We start from the raw sequence: 19896 nt of genomic DNA on the forward strand, positions 1-19896 counted from the left end.
GTTATCGCTATAAAGACTTGCTTTTACAACAGAATTTTGTCTAAAAGAGAAAGAAAAACAGGGAGAGTGTATGTCAGAATTAGTATTAGGCAAAAAAGCCCCGAGTTTCTCCGCAAAAAACGCAAAAGATGAGACGGTGAAACTTGCTGACTTAGTCGGAAAGAAAGGTGTAGTGCTTTATTTTTATCCTAGGGACATGACTCCAGGATGTACGACGGAAGCTTGCGACTTTCGAGATAACTTCGCTAGAATCAAAAAATTGGGATACAATGTGGTCGGGATCTCCAAAGACAGTCCCAAATCTCATACGAAATTCATCGAAAAACAAGAGCTGAACTTCGAATTGGTTTCCGATGAAACAGGAGAAATCTGTGAAAAATACGGTGTTTGGCGAGAGAAAGTTTTTATGGGAAGAAAGGGTCTGGGAATCGTAAGATCCACTTTTATTTTGGATTCGTCTCTCAAAATCAAAAAAATCTATGACAGCGTGAAGGTGAAAGGTCACGTAGAAGAAATCATCAAAGATATCCAGGAATTGGAAGGAAAATGAAAATAGAAACTTCTCCTCTAAGCTTTCAGATCGGCCCGTTGAAGGGCGATTCTTTTTATAAACTCATCCTACTCTTTCAAGAAGAAGTAAAAGACGAATTGGGAAAAAAATTTCCAACTCAAATCAACGCAAAAGTTTTCAGCGGTGACTTCGGACAAGAGTTGAAAGACGAATCCGAAAAAATCATCTACGTAGGATTAGGTGAAAAAGAGAAACTGGTTTTCAGAAAACTGGCTGGTCTTTTTCTCAAATTCGGAGAACGAATTCTAAAATGGAACGAAGTAGGTTTTCAAATTCATTTCTCCAAAGAAATCACTAAAAAGTTTTCTCCGGAAAGAATCGCCTATCAAGTCGCCAATTCCTTGACGATAGGTTCCTATCCTGTATCCGTTTTGCAGACAAAGAAAAAAGAAAAAACGAATCCAGGTCCGATCGCTTTCGTTTTCGAAGATAAATCCGCAGAAAAAAAAGCGGAGAAAGGTCTCGAAAAAAGCAGGATCACCGCCAAACATGTGAATGGTGCCAGACATATCGCTCACCTCCCTGCCAATTATTTCACTCCTAACGATTTCGTAGCGAGAGCGAAGGAAATCGCAAAGGAAAACAAACTCACCGTTAAGGTTTGGGACGATCCTCAGTTGAAAAAAGAAGGTTTCGGTGGAATTTTAGCAGTCAGCCGAGGTTCCGAACTCAACGGAAAGATGGTCATCATAGAATACAAACCGGCTAAGGCGAAAAAGAAATTCGCAATCGTAGGAAAAGGTCTCACTTTCGATACGGGAGGAATTTCTCTCAAACCTGCCGGAGAAATGCACGAGATGAAGTACGATATGTGCGGTGCAGCCGCCGCCATACATGCCATAGGTGCCATTGCGGCACTAAAGATCCCCATCCATGTGATCGCAGCCATAGGTGTTGCGGAAAACATGCCGGATGGAAAAGCGATCAAACCGGGAGACGTTTATACCGCTTACAACGGTCTCACTGTGGAAGTGCAAAACACGGACGCAGAAGGAAGACTTGTGTTAGGTGATGTTCTCGCATACGTTTCCAAACACCACAAACCTGATTTTATGGTCGATTTGGCGACATTGACAGGTGCGGTCATCATCGCGCTAGGACATGAAGCTGCAGGAATCATGACAAAATCGGATCCTCTTCGTACGGCTCTGCAAAAAGCCTCCGAAAGTTCGGACGATCGTATTTGGGAACTTCCTCTTTGGGACGAATACGGAGAGGATTTAAAATCGGATATCGCAGATCTCAAAAACATCACAGGCGGCGGCAAAGGCGGCGGAACCGTTTCTGCTGCTATGTTCTTATCGAAGTTCGTCGATGAAAAAATCGAATGGGCTCATATCGACATCGCAGGAGCCGCTTGGAGAAAAAAAGCTTCCGGCACACAAACGAGCGGACCTACCGGTTACGGAGTCCGACTACTCGTTGATTTGGCAGAAACCCTAGCCGAATAAAATTTCCTTCCACTTGAGCGTCTGAGGATGCTCAGGTGCCAGCCCGGCCAGCTTAGAAAAAAGTTTTTTCGCTCTTTCTAGTTGGCCGATGTTTTTATAACATTCCACCAAATGAACCAAATTCCTGAAATGTTTAGGATCTCTGGATCTCACTCTTTCCGAAAGATTGATCGCCTTCTCATAATTCTTTAACTTTCTATATGCGAAACTCAATTGAAGAAGAATCTCGTTGTCCGTAGGAAAATAAGGAAGCACGGATTCCAAAGTCTCTGCCGCATAAGCAAAGTTTTTTGATAATAGGGAGACTCTTCCCGCTTCTCTCAACAGATAAACTTGAATCTCTTTTCCTAAAGAAGGACGGTCGAGCAAAGCTCGGATATGTTCCCAAGCGGATGAAACGTTTCCTGAATCCAATAGTCTGCGGTATTCAGAGTCGGGGAAAATTTCCCCTTCCGCAATTTCGAAAGATTCTTTTCTGGATAAACGTTTCGCTTCTCCCTTCCATTCGATTCTCATCAATGTTAGGTCGTCGGATAATTCACCGAAACGGGAAAGTTCCTCCAGCAAACCTTTTAAATCACCTTTCGATTCTTCCACTCGTCTTAAAAATTGAGTTTCGTCCTCGTTTATATGACGATTCCCGTTAAGGTCTGATCCCAGAACGATGTCGTCTCTCCCGTCGGAACCTACGAACAAAACATCTTCCTTCTCCAAAGAAAAAATGCGGACACGAATGTCTCCTTCCATTCCTTTCGTACCGATCTTTCTCAGTTCCAATTCGTTTTCTATAAAACCGGCGACTCCGTCCCTATACAAAACCGTCCAAGGATGTTCCGCATTCACATAATACAAAAGACCTGTCTCTTCTTCGACTAACCCGAGCACAACGGAAATAAGCATGGAACCGTCGAAAGACTCGAAAATGGATTGAAGTTCCACAAAACATTCCTTCAACCATCGTTCCGGAGATTTGTTTCTGTATTCTTCCTTGGACTGGGTTCTTTTGATAACCGATAAAAAGACGACTCCCAAAACCAAAGCACCACCTGCGCCTTGGATGGATTTTCCCATCGCATCTCCATTGACGAAAACCGTGTAAGATTTCCCTTGTAGAAAGATCACATCACTGATGATGATGTCTCCTCCTATCTCCCTTTTTTTGCCCCTGAATTCGAATTCTTTCTTTTGTTTCGTATAGGATTGAATGTTCAGTAAATCAGATTCTCCGTTCGTTCCCGAAATAGGATCTAACAAAAGTGAGGTTAGGAAATAATCTCCGTCCTGCTGGGTCTTTAATTCTTGCACTCTGGATAAAGTATTTTGCAATTCTTTCGTTCTTTCTTCCACCTTCTTCTCTAAGGTGGCGTTCAAAACTTCTACCTGTCTATGGACTCTTAAAAAACGATTCGCCAATACGACCGCAATCCCCAAAACGAAAGTCAAAAAACCGAATCGAAGTAAATTCAGGTTTTGAATGGGGAGAAGCCCAGTCGCACCGAGCACATCCCAGGTTCCGGTAATCATAAGGACCGCAAAACCGATAAACATACGATAGGCGTCCTTATTTTTGGCAACAACCGCTGCCGCCATGATATAAACGGTGTAAAGAGCAAAGATAAGAACGGAGATCTGCCAACTCAACAGAATTTTGATGGATAAGGATCTGCTTACGAAGAACTGAACGATTGCGATAACGATAACGAAATACAGATAGTATTTAGAAATGCGACTCACCTTTCCTCTGAAAAAATGATCCGCAAACAACGGCAACCAAATCGGAGTGAAGAACACTACGAAATATTCCAGCCTAGATTGAAGGTAAGGATCCAATTCCAATAGATAAATCGCTTGAGAACGAAACACCATATACACGGACAAGCCGATAGCAAAAAGAGCGTAATATAAATTGTACTCTTCGTTTCTTCTTTTGAGATAAAAAAGTCCGTGGTAAACACCTACGAAGAAATAAAGAAACAAAAGCATGTAGGTGAGGTATTCCTCGTTGATCTTCTGATTTTCGGAAGCGAGGTCTATTTTAGCGGGGATGTCGTTAAACAATAAATAAACGTCTAACTCTTCTCCAGGTTCCGCCGCAACTAAGATACGAATCTCATTCTGTCCCACGCGAATCAAATTGCGGTCTATGGGAATAATGATATGACGTCTGTAACCGCTTCTTACGATCCTTCCGTTTTCTATTTTCCCGGAAGCGTTGATTCTTTCTCCGTTCAGATATATTTCGAAGACGTTCGAGATATAAGGAACATGAAGGCTGAAGGCATCCGCTTCCGTTTCCTGTATATCTTTGCCTGATATAAGAAAGGTCTTATGCAAAGTCACATACCGCAATTTGTTTTCATCAAACGACAGTTTATCGGATACATTCTTCAGAGGAAGGGTATCCAAACGAATCCAATCCGGCGCACTGGGAAGATCTTTTACGATCCAATGGTTGGTGACATTCCAATTTTTACTCAGGTCGATCGGCAATGCGAACAACGAAAAGGAAGATAAGAAGATAAAGCAGTGGAGTATGAAGGAGCCGAAACTCTTCAACTGTTTGTCAAAAAAAAATTTCATAGGGATTGGGATCGAAATTCCAATTTTACTCCGAAGGTTTCTTCAAACAGATCTTTTTTTTCTTCCACGGACCATAATTCCAAATGAGGGTCGGATTCCTTTTTGTGAATCATCTCACAAATCACTTTATTTCCTTCCGTCTTGGCTTCGACCCGGTCGAGAAGTGATTTTTCGGAACGATCCAAACCGTCTCCGATGCGAAGGAAAGCAGCCAATTTTTTGACAAGAGTCTGATCTTCAATACGGAGCACTTTGAATTCCTCGTGTTTTCCTTTCGGCCCGCCTTTGCGATGGTAACGAGCCACAAGAGCGATGATTTCAATCTCTGCGTTGGAGAATCCCACCATGGACTCCGCGTTTTTGATGATGTAGTAACTGTGTTTGTGGTAGGAGTGGTGCGAAATGCAAAGCCCTACTTGGTGGAGATGGCAGGCAGTCTCCAGATATTCCCTTTCTTGAGCACCTAATCCATGTAATTCTTTTAGGTCATCGAACAACTGCAGAGTGAGTTTGGCGACTTGTTCCGCATGTTTTTTGCCTTGGGGATAGAGATTGGAAACGGATTTAATCGCCTTCTCTCTGATATTGTCCAAAGCGGGGAGAGTCGTGTTCTCAAAACGATACCAGGATTCGATGGTATCGTAAACGATCCCGTCCCGCAAAGCAAAGTCAGATACCACTAAAGAAGGGGATTTCAATCTGTGTAGAACTTCATCTAACACAAGAATTCCCGCCACGATGATATCCCCTCTTTTAGCGTCCAAGCCGGGAATTTTTAATCTTTTTTTGATTGAGTCCGCTTCCAAAACCGCCTTTCGAATTTCTTTGAACTGATCGTAAGTGAATTCGGCTCCGTTCAATCTTTCCCTCTTCTCTCCTTTTTTTTCCAGAATCATGGAAGCTACGGAGGTGATACTCCCGGACGAACCGATCACCTGAAATGGTTTCCATTGTTCGATCTGAGGTAAAAAAGATGAAAGTACGGATTCGATATGAATGCGGCATTTTTGAAGATCCATCATGGTGATGGGATCTTTCTTCAGAAATTTTTCTGTGAGGCGAATGGCCCCCAACTTCAAGCTTGTGGAAAAAAGAATTTCTCCTTTTTCTCCTACCAAGAGTTCCGTGCTTCCTCCCCCGATATCGATCATAAGAATTCGCTTATCATACACAGGCAAACCCTGCAAAATTCCTAAATAAATGAGCCTTGCTTCCTCATTTCCGGAGACTACATCGATCTTAAGACCCACTTCTTTTTCTGCGCGGGAAAGAAATATGTCTCTATTCTCCGCTTCACGTAACGCACTTGTGGCGACTGCACGTATCTCCGCCTTATACGATTCAGCCAATGTTTTAAACCTTTTTAAGCAGGCGATCCCTCTTTCAATGGCATCGTCCTGGATCACCGCATAATCCCCGCTACCGCTTCCCAAACGAACGGATTCTTTTTCCTTAGTGAGGGAATCCAAAGTGCCGTCCGGACGGATACGGACGATGACAATGTGAAAGGAATTCGTACCTAAATCGATGGCGGCCAGGATCTTTTCCCCGGAACCGTTCTCACTTCTCTTCTTTAAAAGTTGGCTGAATGGTAGCATTTTTATAGTACCAACCCTAAGGAAAATTTTTACGGTTGAAAGCAAAAACCTTCCGAAAATTATTGGGAACAGGTAGTTTTATGCATTTCTGATGGTTTTTGACCTTACCATCCCGAGTTTCCTACCTTTTCAGATTTTCACCAGGACATTATATGATTTTTGACAATCTCTACGGACTCTTCTCAAACGATATGGGAATCGATCTTGGCACAGCAAACACACTCGTGCATGTAAAAGGACAAGGGATCGTTCTCTCCGAACCGTCCGTAGTAGCCGTCCAGGCTTCCACAGGAAGAGTGCTTGCAGTAGGGCAAGAAGCGAAGAGAATGTTGGGAAGGACTCCCGGAGATATCGTCGCCATCCGCCCCATGAAAGACGGGGTCATCGCCGACTTCGAAACCGTGGAAAAGATGATCCGTTACTTCATCGCAAAAGTCCACAATCGCACTACATTTGTAAAACCGCGCATCGTCATCGGAGTTCCTTCCGGAATCACCGAAGTAGAAAGACGTGCCGTGCGTGAGTCCGCAGAACAAGCAGGAGCACGAGAGATTTTCCTCATTGAAGAAGCTTTGGCTGCTGCCATCGGCGCCAACATCCCGATCCATGAACCTGCAGGAAACATGATCGTAGATATCGGAGGAGGTACCACAGAAATCGCTGTGATCTCCCTCGGTGGTATGGTGATCGCAGAGTCCATCCGAACAGGAGGGGACGAATTCGATGAAGCTATCGTAAAATACCTTCGTAACCAATACAACTTGGTCGTGGGAGAAAGAACTGCGGAAGATATCAAACTGACCATCGGAAACGCATTCGCAGACAAACGAGTGGATACGATGGAAGTGAAAGGTAGAGATGCGATCTCCGGTCTTCCTCGCACATTGGAACTAGATTCCAACGAAATCAGAAAAGCCCTCAAAGAACCTACAGACGAAATTTTGGATGGAATCAAATCCGTATTGGAAAGAACTCCTCCTGAACTTGCTGCCGACATCGTAGAAAGAGGAATCGTTCTAACTGGCGGTGGTTGTTTGCTTCGCGGATTGGAGCACTACCTCACAAAAGAAACAGGAGTTCCTGTTTTCCGTGCAGAAAACCCTCTGACTTGCGTTGTACTTGGAACAGGTCGTTACCTAGACGAACTCAAATACATCAAACCGGGAATCAGATAACAGGCGTTTTTCTTTTTCAAGATCGCAATTGCATTCTTGATAGAGAAAATTTACAGATTTCTTAACACAATAAGGGATCGGGATTCAAAAGGGAACTTTCGAGTTCCCTTTTTTGTTATATGGCATTCCGCTAGATAAAGAAAAGGGCCTTTTTCCGGCTCGCCCTCGACGGCAACGCTCGGTTGATCCGGGGCAAGGGATGACACCTAACAATAAGATTGTTTTCTTAAGTTAGTTGTCGCAGCTTTATTTATACTTTACTTTCGTAACAAAACATAATAGATACGGTATTTTCATGAAAAACTTCTATAAATCATCTAGTTTCAGCTTAAAGTATAAAAAAAAGCTGACCGTATTAAGAATTGACAAAGTTTAAATAAAATGAAGGATTGGTGCAATTATGTCTCCTGAGCGAAGAAGAGCGATTCAAGCAATTGTAGACCGATTATTAGATTTTTTTCAAATCTCAATCCCTGTTGATTTAGAAAACTTAGTTGTGCAATTAGGGGGAAAAATCAATTATACTTCGCTTGAAAGCGATCTAGATGGTTTAATTCAAAAAGTCGGTTTTGCCTTCCAAATCAGCATCGATAACAATAAGCCCAAAAGCAGAAATAATTTTACTATTGCTCATGAACTTGGCCACCTTTTCTTACATATGGGTTTCCTAATCGATGACGATAAATGGAATTCTCTTGTTGATTTTAAAGACTCTTATGCACGTAAAGGCTTCTCCTTACAAGAAAGTGAAGCAAATGAATTTGCTGCATGCTTGCTAATGCCAAAAAATTTATTTATTAAGAAATGTTATGAACTCGAACAAAACGGGAAAGTAGATGTTTCTAAACTTTCTGAATACTTTAGTGTTTCGGCAGACGCTGCTGAAATGCGCGGAAAATGGCTTGGATTGTTTTCTTGGTAGTTATTCCCATTGGAGAGCAATGAACAACGAAATTTACTTGATTTAAGCTTATCTTTAAAAAAAGAGAATATTGTAGAAGATCTAAGGAAAGGATCTTTATTTTATATATTCTTATCATTTGATTTAGTAAACTCAACAGAGCTCAAAGAAAAATTCCCTACCGATTGGCATTTAACTATTCAAAGATTTTATCAACTAACTAATAAAGAAATTTCTTCAAAAATAGAAGATATTAAAGTTTGGAAATACTATGGTGATGAAATAATATTCTACTATAAACCCAAAACAATAGAAAGTATAATTGCTCTTTTCGAACTCGCAAGTTCTGCTTTAAAATCCATTATTGACGCTCTTCATAAGTTTAACGAAACTCAAAGAAAGCTAATTTCAGTTAAATCTGTGATTTGGTCGGCAAGTGTTGCTGAATCTGATAATCAAACTTACGATACACTAACCCCAAAAGAAAATCTACGTAATATACAAGTATCTTTGAATAGCTTTTACGATAAGCCTCTACTTGATTTTATTGGTAGTGATATTGACTTAGGATTCAGAATCGCAAAATTTTCAATGCGAGAAAAAATTGTAGTCTCAGCAGAATTGATGTTTTTTCTACTAAAGGTCAATTTCGAAGCAAAATTAAAAAAATCGGAATTCTTGTCAAAATTCAGAATTATTGGATATGAGAAGTTAAAGGGAATATGGCTAGGAAGGCATTATCCAATAATTTGGTATTATGAAAACTGGGATAATATAAAAAATACTTTCTATTACGATGACAAGAAAGAATTTCCATTAGTTGAAAATATAGTTAATCAAAACACTAAAAACATTGATGAATTAGAAAACATATTTGAGCAAGTTGAAAGATCATTTATTTATGATGAATTCAACGATGCATTTGAATATAACAAATCATTTATAGACTCAGAAAGATATCTTTCTTTGTCAATGAATGCGAAGCTTGCCGAAGTTCATTGTGTTGCACTTGTATTTAATAAAGAAGGCAATCGTCTCTTAATTGCAAAAAGGAAATCGACAAAAAAAAGATTCCCTGATATTTGGGAATTTGGCTGCTCACAACTAGAAAAGAACAAATCCTTAATTCAATCAATTGAATATGGATACAAAGAAGATTTTGGGATTAATATAAAAGTAATAAACAGACTACCTTTTAGTGAATATGAAATTTTATCCGAAAATGAAGGGTGCATTCCCGGTTTTATTTATTTGGCAAAATTAATTGATGAAAATGCAGACATAAGACCCAATTGTGAAAAACATCAAGAAGTCAAATGGATATCAGAAAGCGATATTGAAGAATTAGATGAAATGCTCTTTGTCCCAGAAGCTAAATCAAATATGAAGAAAGGATTTGATTTAATCAAAAAACATTCAGGTCAATTGTAAAGTTATTTGTGGCCAACATACGCCAGAGGATTACTCATCCTCGATGCGACAGGAAGTAATTCGAATAGTTCCGTTTTATTCTATTTTCTCGATAAAAAAATACGAATCTATCCAAACCTGACGGAAGATATCGATATAAAAACCGAAGGTTCTTTACTTTTTTCATTGTACAAAAACAATTTGAAAGGAGAATGGAATGGCTGGGAGACATAATTATGAACTTTAAAGATTTAGAAACACTTCTCGGTTTACATAAAGTATCACCAGGCAAATCCACTAACGAAGAAAAGGCCCTTTTAGCTGATTCCCTTGCGAAGATAAATGAAGAAATGCAAGAATTTTCACAAGCAAATAGAGCAGACAAAGCAGATGCACTTTTGAATGCGAGTAAAGCATTTTTAACCAGCTAACTAAACAAGTTTGCCATTAGGCGGATGAACTCTAGTATATATAACATGAGATTACTACTGCAATGGACCGTTTTGATACCTACCCTCGCTTGGGGATTATTCTTTTCCGGACTCATCCCAGACAGCGACCTCTTTAAAGCCATAGCCAGCGTACTCTTGATCTTGAGTGTAATGTCGGGAGTACATCATTCCGAAATCATCGCCCATAGAGTAGGAGAACCTTATGGAACGATCATCCTTGCCATCGCAATCACAGTCATAGAAGTTTCCATCATCATCTCACTGATGATTTCTGGAGGAGAAGATTCCGTTTCTCTCGCAAGAGATACTGTCTACTCCGCAACGATGCTGATACTCAACGGTATTGTAGGCCTTTGTCTTTTCATAGGAGGACTGAAACATCACGAACAAACCTTCTCTCAACATTCGGTAACCATCGCTCTTGTTTCACTCGTCTCCATCGTAGTCTTAACTCTTGTTGTCCCTACTTTCACGGAAAGCATACACGGATCTTACTACTCGATTCCTCAGCTTGTTTTTGCATCGATCGCTTGTCTCATCATCTATGCCTTTTTCCTATTCGCACAAACCAAAAGACACAGAGAGTATTTTCTATCGGGAGAAGAAGAGGAAGAAAAAGAAAGCAGCGTTACGATCAGTAATTGGGTTTTAGGAACCAGCTTACTGTTTCTAGTCGTTAGTCTGGGAATCGTTGTATTATTAGCCAAAACCCTTTCTCCTTCCATCGAAAGGATCATCATTAGTTACGACTTACCTGTAACTCTAGTAGGAGTCATCATCGCTGCCATCATCTTACTTCCGGAAGGAGTTGCAGCGATCATCGCCGCAAGAAACAACAAACTTCAAACCAGTTTGAATTTATCACTCGGCTCCGCATTGGCAAGTATAGGACTGACCATTCCCAGTGTAGCGGTCGTTTGTGTTCTTTATGATATGAAAATCATTCTAGGACTTGATATCAAATCCATCATCTTACTGGGATTATCCGTATTCACTGTAATGTTGTCTTTGAGTAGAGGAAGAAGCAATATAGTCTATGGAGTTGTGCTCCTAGTGAATTTGGCAGCGTTTATATTTTTGATCATCTATCCTTAGATTCGGGAAAAAATTTTTCCATTTTATGTCTCGTTTTGTGCTGTACGACAATTATTGGCATTATAGATTTCTACAAAGAACCTCACCGAATCTATTTTCACTGCACTCAAATCGATAGGTTTTCTGGAATGGCAAAGATTATGGAAAATATTCTGAAAGATGCTAGCCAGGAATCCATCCAAGCGGGAGAAAAATTCATCCATAGGATTAAATCAGGAATCCTAAAAAAGAATACACTTCCGAACAAATCAGATGATTATCCTTTGGAAAAGGCATCCAAAAATTACAAAGCATACTTAGAGTCGGAAGACTTTGCCGATTTAATCAATCAGCCAAAATAAGATAAAATCTTGAATCGATTTATCTTTGTAAGAGAAAAGGCAATCGATTTTTTAAATCGAATCTGCAAAGCTCATTCACTCAATTTTAATGAAGTCTTTTCTATAAATGATGCACTTATCGAAGAAGCTGTCGTTGATTATTTTGCCGATTTAATACGTCTGAAAGAATTTCATAATATTGAGAAAGCTAAACCACAGAAAGTAGCGGCATATACTTCCTACTGGGTCTTTAGAAGAAAGCCGATTCAATGGATCAGTAACCCTGATGATGATTTATTACTTAGATTTCCAAATATTAAATTCATCAACGAACTATTTGCTTATACCTTGCTGATCAATTTGGTTTTTGATGAAAAAAGCCGCTTTGCAGATTCTAATCCAAGATATAAGGTTTTTAGGGATTTGCTAATGTATAACTTTATGTACAGACAGTTGAATTCTCAAATATTAGAACTAGTCATCGTTGCACTTAGTACAGATCCTAATCGTGCGTTTTTAACAGAAACAGAACATTCGGAATAAAGTTTTATATTCTATAATTTTTTTACTTTACATTCCTTTTTCATTCCACTACCTTCCTGCTCTAACCCAAGGAGGTTCCATGAAACACAATCGAATTTCGTTATATGCAAGTATAACTCTACTCTTCATATTTTCTAGCATCTATTCTCAAAAAGGTGTTAAAGGGGGAGATTACCAACAAGTACCTAGTTACACTGGACCTACCAACGGCCAACAGGCACCCGTATACCAAGAACCAAACGGCGGATTCTCCAAAAGCATCGCTGGACGATGGAACTGTGGAGACTTGGGAACCATGGTGCTCAAACAAAACGGAAAAAAAATTACAGGCACCTACACCAATAACGGTGGCACAGTCGCTGGTACAATCTCGGACAATTATGTTTCCGGAAACTGGACGGAAAATGACGGATCTTATGGGGAATTTGAATGGCAAGTTTCCATCGAAAGGAAATCACCGAAACCTACACACCTAAGAGGGCATTGGAAAAATCATGATGAAGCCGATTGGGAAGATGAATGGGTCTGCACAGACCGTTAATCCAATCTAAAAAACAATAAAGATCTCCAAAAGACTGCCTTGCCGAAAGAAGCTGGGCAGTCCTTCTCTTGAATCCTTCTGCCGAGTTTTCCCTTCCCCAAGCACCGTCTTTTCCCCATTCTGCTCTAAACCTCGCTCTCAAACGTAGGAGGTACTACAAAATACCAGAAATCCCCAGCCTTAAACTTATTTCCCTGGGCGCCTTTCCGGCCATCAGTCGACGAGGGCGCTCCTTCTGTCCGGGGCGCATGGTAGGTACCACAAATCTCGGCAGCTCCTCCCTTGCCCCCTACCCTCTCCCTAAATTGTGGTACCTACCAAAACCCAAGCCTGTCCCAAAAATCCCGACCTAAGATAACCGGCTTGAAATATTCTTTCCCTTGAATTTAATGTGACATAATACCAATGATTTGGAACCGATTTAGCCGCAACGGAGAAGCACTTTCCTTAGGATTCGTATTCCTATTCTCCTTCACCTCACTGATCTGGAACGGGAATTTTATGGTCAGAGGAATCGCCACCTTTCAAGGTGTAGGTGACTTTTTCTCGGGCTCATTCGATTCCTTCGGAAGTTTGATCAAAAGTTCATACAACAAACTTGAGTCATTCGAAAGAGTCAGGGAAGAAAGGGATTCCTGCCTGAACGTCATGGAGGAATACCGCCAATTGTCCAAAGACGTAGACCGATTGAAGGCGGAAAATGCCATCCTAAGACAAGAGTTAAACTTTCCTCTTCGAAGCGATTATCCTTCCGTTCGAGCGGAAGTCCTCAGCGTAAGGCTGAACGCAATCTACAGAACCATCATCATCAATAAAGGAAGTGAAGTAGGAATCAAACCTTACATGCCTGTCGTAGCACGTGCGCTAGACGATAAAGGCAAATTCACGGAAGCACTCGTAGGAAAAATCATCGCAGTCTCCAAAGGTTCCGCAGTCGTACAACCTTTGATCAATTCCAACTTCTCTATGGGAGTCGCAGTGCCGGGCACGAACCTTTGGGCTTCTCTCAACGGAAACAGCGGTCGAGGAACGGAAGTTTTGTTAGACTATATCGATTCAGGAATCGTAATCGATCCGAAAGCGATCGGTTCCTTTCCTATGGGTCCTGTACAGCCGAACAATACCGGAGGAAATTCTTTCTTCACGGAAGGTTTCAGTAAAATCGGAAAACCGGTATTCAGTTCCGGAGGATCAGGAGTTTATCCTCCCGGCATTCCTGTGGGAATCATCGTAGAAGAAGGAGCCAGAAACGGATCCTTTAAGACGGCTTATGTGAGACCTTTCGTGGAATTCGACAACATCCAAAACGTAATCGTGCTGAAGAAACTTCCGGAAAAATGGAGAGAAGAATGGCCTGCGGAAAAAACGATTCAAATCGAAGGCCCTTATTTCGGAGAAATCGATTTTCCTAGAGAAAAAGACAATACTCCGAAACAACAAAACATCCGTAAACCGACGCAAGGAACAAACACAAGGTCGAATCAAAATACGGGAAGAGAATCGACAACTAACCCTACTACTACGACCACAACTCCTCCAGCAGATAACACTCCAGGGGAGGCAAATCCATGATCCTAGATAAAGTATTCATCGTTGTGGGAATGTTATTGTCCCACTTTCTCAACGGCTCCAACATATTCGAATTAGGAAATGCGATTCGTCCGGACTTTATGGTCATCTTCGTCATTTTCTTTGCGTTCCGCAAAGGAGCCATGTACGGACTTTGGCTGGGATTTTTCGGAGGCCTTCTCACCGATACATCCTTAGGCGGAGAAATCGGTGCGGACAATGCAGTGTATTATAAGATAGGACTGCACTCATTATCCTATTCCATTATAGGTTACATCATAGGTAAAGTGACAAGAAATGCATACACAGAAAACTATATATCCATCACAATCTATGTAATGGGTTTCACTTTCTTATCCAGAGTGATCACTTATTTTCTTTTCTGGATGTTCTTTCACTCGAATCATTCCTATTCCTTTATTTATGTATCTTTATACAATGCATTCATCGGCCCCGCACTTTTCTTTTTCTTCACATGGGCCTACCGATTGGATCCGGATGAGGTGAGGCAATGAGTCAATCCGCATCCGAGTTTCGTTTAGAAAATTCATTCCGAAGAAGACTTTATTTCTTCACTGGAATGATCGTATTCACACTTACTGCATACATCCTTCAGTTATTCAATCTGCAAGTGATCCAAGGAAGTGAAAACTCCCTAAAAGCGGAACGTTTCGTAAGAAGAAGTGAGTCTATCCCTGCGGACAGAGGGCAAATTTTCGACAGAAACTTCCTAACACCGGAAACTTCCCAGCCTCTCGTTTCCAACTCAGCCTCGTTAGATGTAATTCTCAACACAAGCCTTCTGAAAAACGATCCCAAAAAGGTAAAAGAATTCATCTATCGTTTCTGTGAAGCTCTTTCCATCCCGATCGCTTACTTCGAAAAAGACCTCCAAGAAAACCGTTTGATCAAAAAGATCAGAACCAGAGAACCTTTCGTGCTTCTGGAAGGAATTTCGAGAGAGCAACAGGAAAGGATCTTAGTTCTCGATAACATCAATCGTTATGTTTATTTAGTTTCCTCTCCTGCAAGAGTCTATCACATGGGACCCGCTCTTGCGCATGTTTCCGGTTATGTGGGAAAACCGACAACCAGCGATATTCAGGAAAAAGAAATCAAATCCTATCAATTGGTGGGAAAAGGAGGGATAGAATCCCTTTATGACACCATCCTAAGAGGGCAAGACGGTTTCCGAATCCAAAAAAGAAATACGGAAGGAAACATCGAAGAAGAAAGAGTCATAGAACATTCCGTTCCGGGAAACAACCTCATTCTAACGATCGACAGAGACATGCAGATCGCCGCCTATAAAGCGCTGAAAGGAGTAAGAGGAACAGTTCTAGCCCTTCGTCCCACAACCGGCGAAATTCTTGCAATGGCGTCCAACCCTTCCTACGATCCGAACATTCTGTCCGGTAAAAACAAATTGGACAGATCCAATCACTTCGTAAGGGTCACAAACAACGGAGGGTTCTTAAATTTAGGAATCCAGTCGAAATTCCCTCCCGCATCCACATACAAAGTGCTCGTGGCGCTCGCAGCAATGGAGAGCGAACATAAAATCAATTACGATCCCAAACAAACCTTTTCCTGCCCTGCGAGCTTCACTCTCAAGTCCACATTCAAAGGAGTTCCGGATCAGGTATTCTTGAACTGGGACAAAAAAAATCACGGAGAACTCAATCTAGCGCAAGCGATCGAAAAATCGAACTCGGTATATTTCTATCAACTGGGATATAAGTTGGGAGCGGAACCGATCCTCGCCTACTCAAGATTATTCGGTTTGGATAAAAAAACGGGAGTCGATCTTCCTGGTGAAATCACAGGTTTCATTCCTAGTTCCGAATGGAAAAAAAGAACCTATGGAAACAAATGGTTCGACGGAGACACGGTCAACCTTTCCATCGGGCAAGGGTTTTTATCGGTCACTCCTTTGGAGATGGCTCTCTTCTATATGGCAATCATCAACAACGGAAAAATCTATAAACCGTACATTGTGTCCGAAATCCGCAGCCCTCTTGACAACTCAATCGTTCAAAAAACGGAACCGAGCATCCTAAGAGACATTCCTTTGAAAAAGTCCACTGTGGAAGCCCTCAAAGAAGGACTCTACCTGGTAGGATATTCAGGAACCGCTTCAGGAGTACTCAACTCCTCCAGCCTCCCCGAGATTGCAGGAAAAACGGGAACAGCGCAAACAAGAAGAAGAGGAGCCTCCTCCTCCAACCACGCTTGGTTTATCGGTTATGCACCGTTCAACGCACCTCCGGAAAAACAGATTCTGGTGGCCGCTTTCGTAGAATATGGTGTAGGTGGTGCCGCATCAGCCGCCCCTGCCGCCAGAGAAATATTTAAAGCAGCATTCCCTCCCGGTTCTTATCCTAGAACGGATAGAACGAGAGCGAAGACGATGATGGAAGAAGAAGCTCCTGTTGAGGAGGAAGCATTTTAATATGGCAGAACGTAATACGGAAAGGCTCGATTATTTTTTAGTTTTCTCGGTTTTCATCGTGGCATTGGCGGGAGTACTTACACTCTATACCCAGGAAGCTAACGCAGCGGATGCATTGGGAAGATGGTACAAACAGTTCGCATTCGTATTTATCGGATTGATAGGAATGTGGTTCATGTCCAGAATCAACTATCAGTTGATCGGTTCCTATGCACTTTTTATCTATTTGTTTTCCATCCTTCTGTTGATCTTAACTCTGATCCCTGGAATCGGATACCTTCCCTCCGGAAGGGGAGCTAGATCCTGGTTGAAACTGGGTCCGATCACCTTACAAGCTTCCGAATTTTCCAAATTGGCCACAGTGATTCTTTTGGGACAATACTTGGTTCTTCGGGAAAAGGAAATGCACAAGATCACGGTTCTCATCGTTCCGTTTATCATTTGTTTGGTTCCGATGCTTTTCATCATACTGCAGCCCGACTTCGGAACAGCGGTATCCTTTCTTCCAATGCTTTTCACCATGCTCTTTTTGGGAGGAGCGGATATTCTGCACGTAGGCTCCCTTTTAACTTTCGGGGGAATTTCCCTGATGGTTCCGATGTATCTGGCATATTCTCGTTTAACATTAGTTCAACCTATGATCGACCTTCTCCGCAAGGAAAACAAGTTGGAACTTGCTTCCTTAGTCACTCAAGTGCAGGGAAAAATTTGGCCGATCTTGGACGGGAAAAAAATTCCAGGTTCGGAGCTGGCAGGATTCAGCAATCCCAAAAACATACAGATGATCAAAGAAGCAGCCGATGTAGTAAGAGACGAATTCGGCAGCATAGGATTTAAAATTTTATCCAACGAAGCTTTCATGATCGGATTCGGAGTGATGTTGTCCCTCATCAGTTTGGGGATGATCTTCGTTCGAATCGCAAGAGGTTCCAAACACCTCAGAAATTATTATATTACGATCGGAATCTTAGGTCTTTCCATCTTGTCCGCAGTGGCAGTTCATAAATCCATTCCCTTCCGAGAAAACCAGGTCATTCGTCTAACAGCGTTTCTAAATCCGGATCAATTCAAACAAGGAGCGGGCTATCAATTGCGTGCTTCCAAACCTGCGGTAGGTTCCGGTAAAATATTCGGAAAAGGTTTTTTCCACGGAGAGATGACGGAAGGAAGAGTTCCTCACGTACCTGAAGCGGGAACGGACTTTATCTTCGCCTCTTGGGCGGAACAAACAGGTTTTTTCGGAAGTGTCCTTCTTCTATTCTTTCTCATGTCCATTCCTCTCAGAGGACTACAGATCAGTTTTGAAAGTAAGGATAGGTTCGGCTCCCTTCTCGCTGCAGGGATCGTAGCCATGATTTTCTTTCACATTGCCATCAATGTAGGGATCGTTATCGGGCTTCTCCCAGTAACAGGTGTTCCACTTACTTTTATGAGTTACGGAGGTTCCCACTTGGTGATGGCGATGACGGCAGTAGGGATCATTCTTTCTATCAAAAAACGTAAGTTCGCCAACTAATTCGAATGAGTATCAAATCGAAAAAGATTCTCGCAAGCGACGACTTCTTCACGGAAAAAGTCAGACTGGAAGCCGAATTTATCGATTTTGAGAAAAAGATATTAGAAGCGAACGAACATCTAGTAAATATAGAAGAGAGCTTACAGAAGATGTTGGCTCTCTCCGAAGAGAACCAAACCGTTTACTTTTTACAAAGAGTCAAAAAACTCCATGTTGCCTTTCATACTCTACGCCACCACAAAGGGTACAACAAAGAAGATTTCGATCCGATCTACCATGTATTGAATAAGATCGTAAACGAAGATAAAATCGAATTCTTAGATTCCGCTCTTAAAAACAGAATCGCAAAAGTAGCAAGAACCCTTTCCGTTTCCGAAGACAAACCTTCCAGGTCCAAACAGGAAGATCTTTCCGGTAAAGACGTTTTCACCTCGTTTGTGTTAGAAGGCACTCACTTCTTAGTTCCTAAACTTCCTCACCGCATTCTGAAAAACATTCCCGCATTCAAATCCAAAATGATGATCAAAAAGAAAGTGGTGCCTTTGTTTCCCGGACCTGGGTTCGTTCTTTCTGAAGACAGTCCGAAAGAAAACAAAAAGAAAGTTTTGGTTTTAAAATTGGATTCTACAAGAGAAGAAGGATTTTATTTCGATCGTCTGGAAGAAGATTGGGCGATTTCCAAAGAATCCATTCTATCCCTTCTCAAGGAAGAAAAGACGAACGGAAAAATTATGGGTAAAATCAGAAGGAAAGGGATCCATTACCACCTAATTCGCGTTGGCGGCAAATAAATTCTTAATTCAAAATCCCTAAACTTGTTTTTTTATCCTGCTCCAGTTGTTTTTTCAAAGACTCGATTCCATCGAACTTCACTTCATCCCTGATTTTCTGCACCAACTGAATTTGAACGGTTTGACCGTATAAATCTTCCGAAAAATCGAATAAGTTCACTTCCACATGAAGTTTCTCTCCGTCGAAGGTAGGATTTTTTCCAACATTCACCATCGACTTAAATTTACGAGAACCTACAATCGTATAACAAGAATAAACACCGATAGCAGGAAGAAGCCTTTCTTCAGGGATCGATAAATTGGCGGTAGGGAAACCGATGGTTCTTCCTCTTTTCGCTCCGTCGGTCACTACACCTTCCAAATGATACAATCTTCCCAAAAGACGGTTGGCTCTGTCGATTTCTCCCGATTCCAAAAACTTACGAATCTGGGAGCTGGAAATTTTTTCTTCTCCTTCGGAGACTGCATCCTTTTGTTCCACATCGTATCCGAATTTTGAGGAGTTATCCTGCAGAAGTTGAAAGTCTCCCCTTCTCCCCGCTCCGAAAAAATGATTATAACCTATAACGATGTGTTTGGCATTTAACCCTTGTATAATGATTTTTTCCAGAAAATCTTCCGCACTCATTCTGGACAATGCTTCCGTGAACTCTAAAACGATGAGATAGTCGATTCCGAATTCTTCGATTAACTTTTGTTTCTCTACCTGAGTCGTTAGGTATTTGAAGTTTTGTTTTTTTCCAAGCACTACGGAAGGATTGGGAAAATAGGTTACCACCACGGAAGGGATGCCTTTTTGTTTGGCGACCTCTACCGTACGATCCAAGAGGGTTCTATGTCCCAAATGAATCCCATCGAAATTCCCCAAGGTTAAAGAAGAACCGGACGGAAAGGTTTCATGGAATGAGCTTGTGGAATTAATTATTTTCAA

Annotated in this window: 19 protein-coding genes; 16 read left to right on the top strand and 3 right to left on the bottom strand. The window is 41.5% G+C overall.

Features of this window, described 5'->3' with window-relative positions:
• Positions 1-70: 70 nt before the first annotated feature.
• Both bcp and EHS15_RS17555 read left to right on the top strand, forming a co-directional pair.
• A complete protein-coding gene (bcp, locus tag EHS15_RS17550) occupies positions 71-550 on the top strand; it encodes a thioredoxin-dependent thiol peroxidase (RefSeq protein ID WP_135761893.1) in 480 nt (159 codons plus the stop codon).
• The gene (locus tag EHS15_RS17555; RefSeq protein WP_135761894.1) at positions 547-2022 is read left to right on the top strand and encodes a leucyl aminopeptidase; all 1476 of its coding nucleotides are present in this window, start codon (positions 547-549) and stop codon (positions 2020-2022) included. Before bcp ends, EHS15_RS17555 begins: the two co-directional genes overlap by 4 nt.
• On the opposite strand, the gene EHS15_RS17560 is transcribed toward EHS15_RS17555, so the two are convergent.
• Together EHS15_RS17560 and EHS15_RS17565 are read right to left on the bottom strand one after the other, a co-directional pair.
• On the bottom strand, positions 2011-4602 hold the full coding sequence (locus EHS15_RS17560) for a SpoIIE family protein phosphatase (protein WP_135761895.1): 2592 nt from the start codon (positions 4600-4602) through the stop codon (positions 2011-2013). The two genes, EHS15_RS17555 and EHS15_RS17560, sit on opposite strands and share 12 nt — an antisense overlap.
• The gene (locus EHS15_RS17565; RefSeq protein ID WP_135761896.1) at positions 4599-6200 is read right to left on the bottom strand and encodes a Ppx/GppA phosphatase family protein; all 1602 of its coding nucleotides are present in this window, start codon (positions 6198-6200) and stop codon (positions 4599-4601) included. Before EHS15_RS17565 ends, EHS15_RS17560 begins: the two co-directional genes overlap by 4 nt.
• A gap of 152 nt (positions 6201-6352) precedes the next feature.
• Between EHS15_RS17565 and EHS15_RS17570 the strand changes: the two genes are divergently transcribed.
• The 14 genes from EHS15_RS17570 to EHS15_RS17635 all read left to right on the top strand — a co-directional run bounded on the left by EHS15_RS17570 (position 6353) and on the right by EHS15_RS17635 (position 18965).
• On the top strand, positions 6353-7375 hold the full coding sequence (locus EHS15_RS17570) for a rod shape-determining protein (RefSeq protein ID WP_002972591.1): 1023 nt from the start codon (positions 6353-6355) through the stop codon (positions 7373-7375).
• Positions 7376-7775: 400 nt separating this feature from the next.
• Positions 7776-8297 (top strand): ImmA/IrrE family metallo-endopeptidase, encoded by a 522-nt coding sequence (locus EHS15_RS17575; protein WP_135761897.1) that lies wholly within the window; start codon positions 7776-7778, stop codon positions 8295-8297.
• Positions 8298-8306: 9 nt separating this feature from the next.
• A complete protein-coding gene (locus EHS15_RS17580) occupies positions 8307-9707 on the top strand; it encodes an NUDIX hydrolase (RefSeq protein ID WP_135761898.1) in 1401 nt (466 codons plus the stop codon).
• Positions 9708-9713: 6 nt separating this feature from the next.
• Positions 9714-9920, top strand: a complete 207-nt coding sequence (locus EHS15_RS17585; RefSeq protein ID WP_135761899.1) for a hypothetical protein — start codon at positions 9714-9716, stop codon at positions 9918-9920.
• A gap of 2 nt (positions 9921-9922) precedes the next feature.
• A complete protein-coding gene (locus EHS15_RS17590) occupies positions 9923-10117 on the top strand; it encodes a hypothetical protein (protein ID WP_135761900.1) in 195 nt (64 codons plus the stop codon).
• Positions 10118-10162: 45 nt separating this feature from the next.
• Positions 10163-11233 (top strand): calcium:cation antiporter, encoded by a 1071-nt coding sequence (locus EHS15_RS17595; RefSeq protein ID WP_135761901.1) that lies wholly within the window; start codon positions 10163-10165, stop codon positions 11231-11233.
• A 128-nt stretch (positions 11234-11361) separates the two neighbouring features.
• Positions 11362-11574 (top strand): hypothetical protein, encoded by a 213-nt coding sequence (locus EHS15_RS17600; RefSeq protein ID WP_135761902.1) that lies wholly within the window; start codon positions 11362-11364, stop codon positions 11572-11574.
• A 9-nt stretch (positions 11575-11583) separates the two neighbouring features.
• Positions 11584-12096, top strand: coding sequence for a hypothetical protein (locus tag EHS15_RS17605; protein WP_135761903.1), 513 nt, complete (start codon positions 11584-11586; stop codon positions 12094-12096).
• Between the two features lie 79 nt (positions 12097-12175).
• Positions 12176-12637 (top strand): hypothetical protein, encoded by a 462-nt coding sequence (locus tag EHS15_RS17610; RefSeq protein WP_135761904.1) that lies wholly within the window; start codon positions 12176-12178, stop codon positions 12635-12637.
• 405 nt (positions 12638-13042) lie between these two features.
• On the top strand, positions 13043-14209 hold the full coding sequence (mreC, locus tag EHS15_RS17615; RefSeq protein ID WP_135761905.1) for a rod shape-determining protein MreC: 1167 nt from the start codon (positions 13043-13045) through the stop codon (positions 14207-14209).
• Complete coding sequence (mreD, locus tag EHS15_RS17620; protein ID WP_135761906.1) at positions 14206-14721, top strand: rod shape-determining protein MreD; 516 nt, start codon at positions 14206-14208, stop codon at positions 14719-14721. Before mreC ends, mreD begins: the two co-directional genes overlap by 4 nt.
• Positions 14718-16658 (top strand): penicillin-binding protein 2, encoded by a 1941-nt coding sequence (gene mrdA, locus EHS15_RS17625; RefSeq protein ID WP_135761907.1) that lies wholly within the window; start codon positions 14718-14720, stop codon positions 16656-16658. Before mreD ends, mrdA begins: the two co-directional genes overlap by 4 nt.
• Before the next feature lies 1 nt (position 16659).
• Positions 16660-18174: a rod shape-determining protein RodA gene (gene rodA / locus EHS15_RS17630; protein WP_135761908.1), complete on the top strand. Its 1515-nt coding sequence runs from the start codon at positions 16660-16662 to the stop codon at positions 18172-18174.
• Positions 18175-18179: 5 nt separating this feature from the next.
• On the top strand, positions 18180-18965 hold the full coding sequence (locus EHS15_RS17635; RefSeq protein ID WP_135761909.1) for a hypothetical protein: 786 nt from the start codon (positions 18180-18182) through the stop codon (positions 18963-18965).
• 4 nt (positions 18966-18969) lie between these two features.
• Here the strand turns inward: EHS15_RS17635 and EHS15_RS17640 are convergent, their stop codons facing one another.
• Positions 18970-19896, bottom strand: coding sequence for a bifunctional riboflavin kinase/FAD synthetase (locus EHS15_RS17640; protein WP_135761910.1), 927 nt, complete (start codon positions 19894-19896; stop codon positions 18970-18972).

The organism is Leptospira idonii, from assembly GCF_004770995.1.
Lineage (GTDB): Bacteria > Spirochaetota > Leptospiria > Leptospirales > Leptospiraceae > Leptospira_A > Leptospira_A idonii.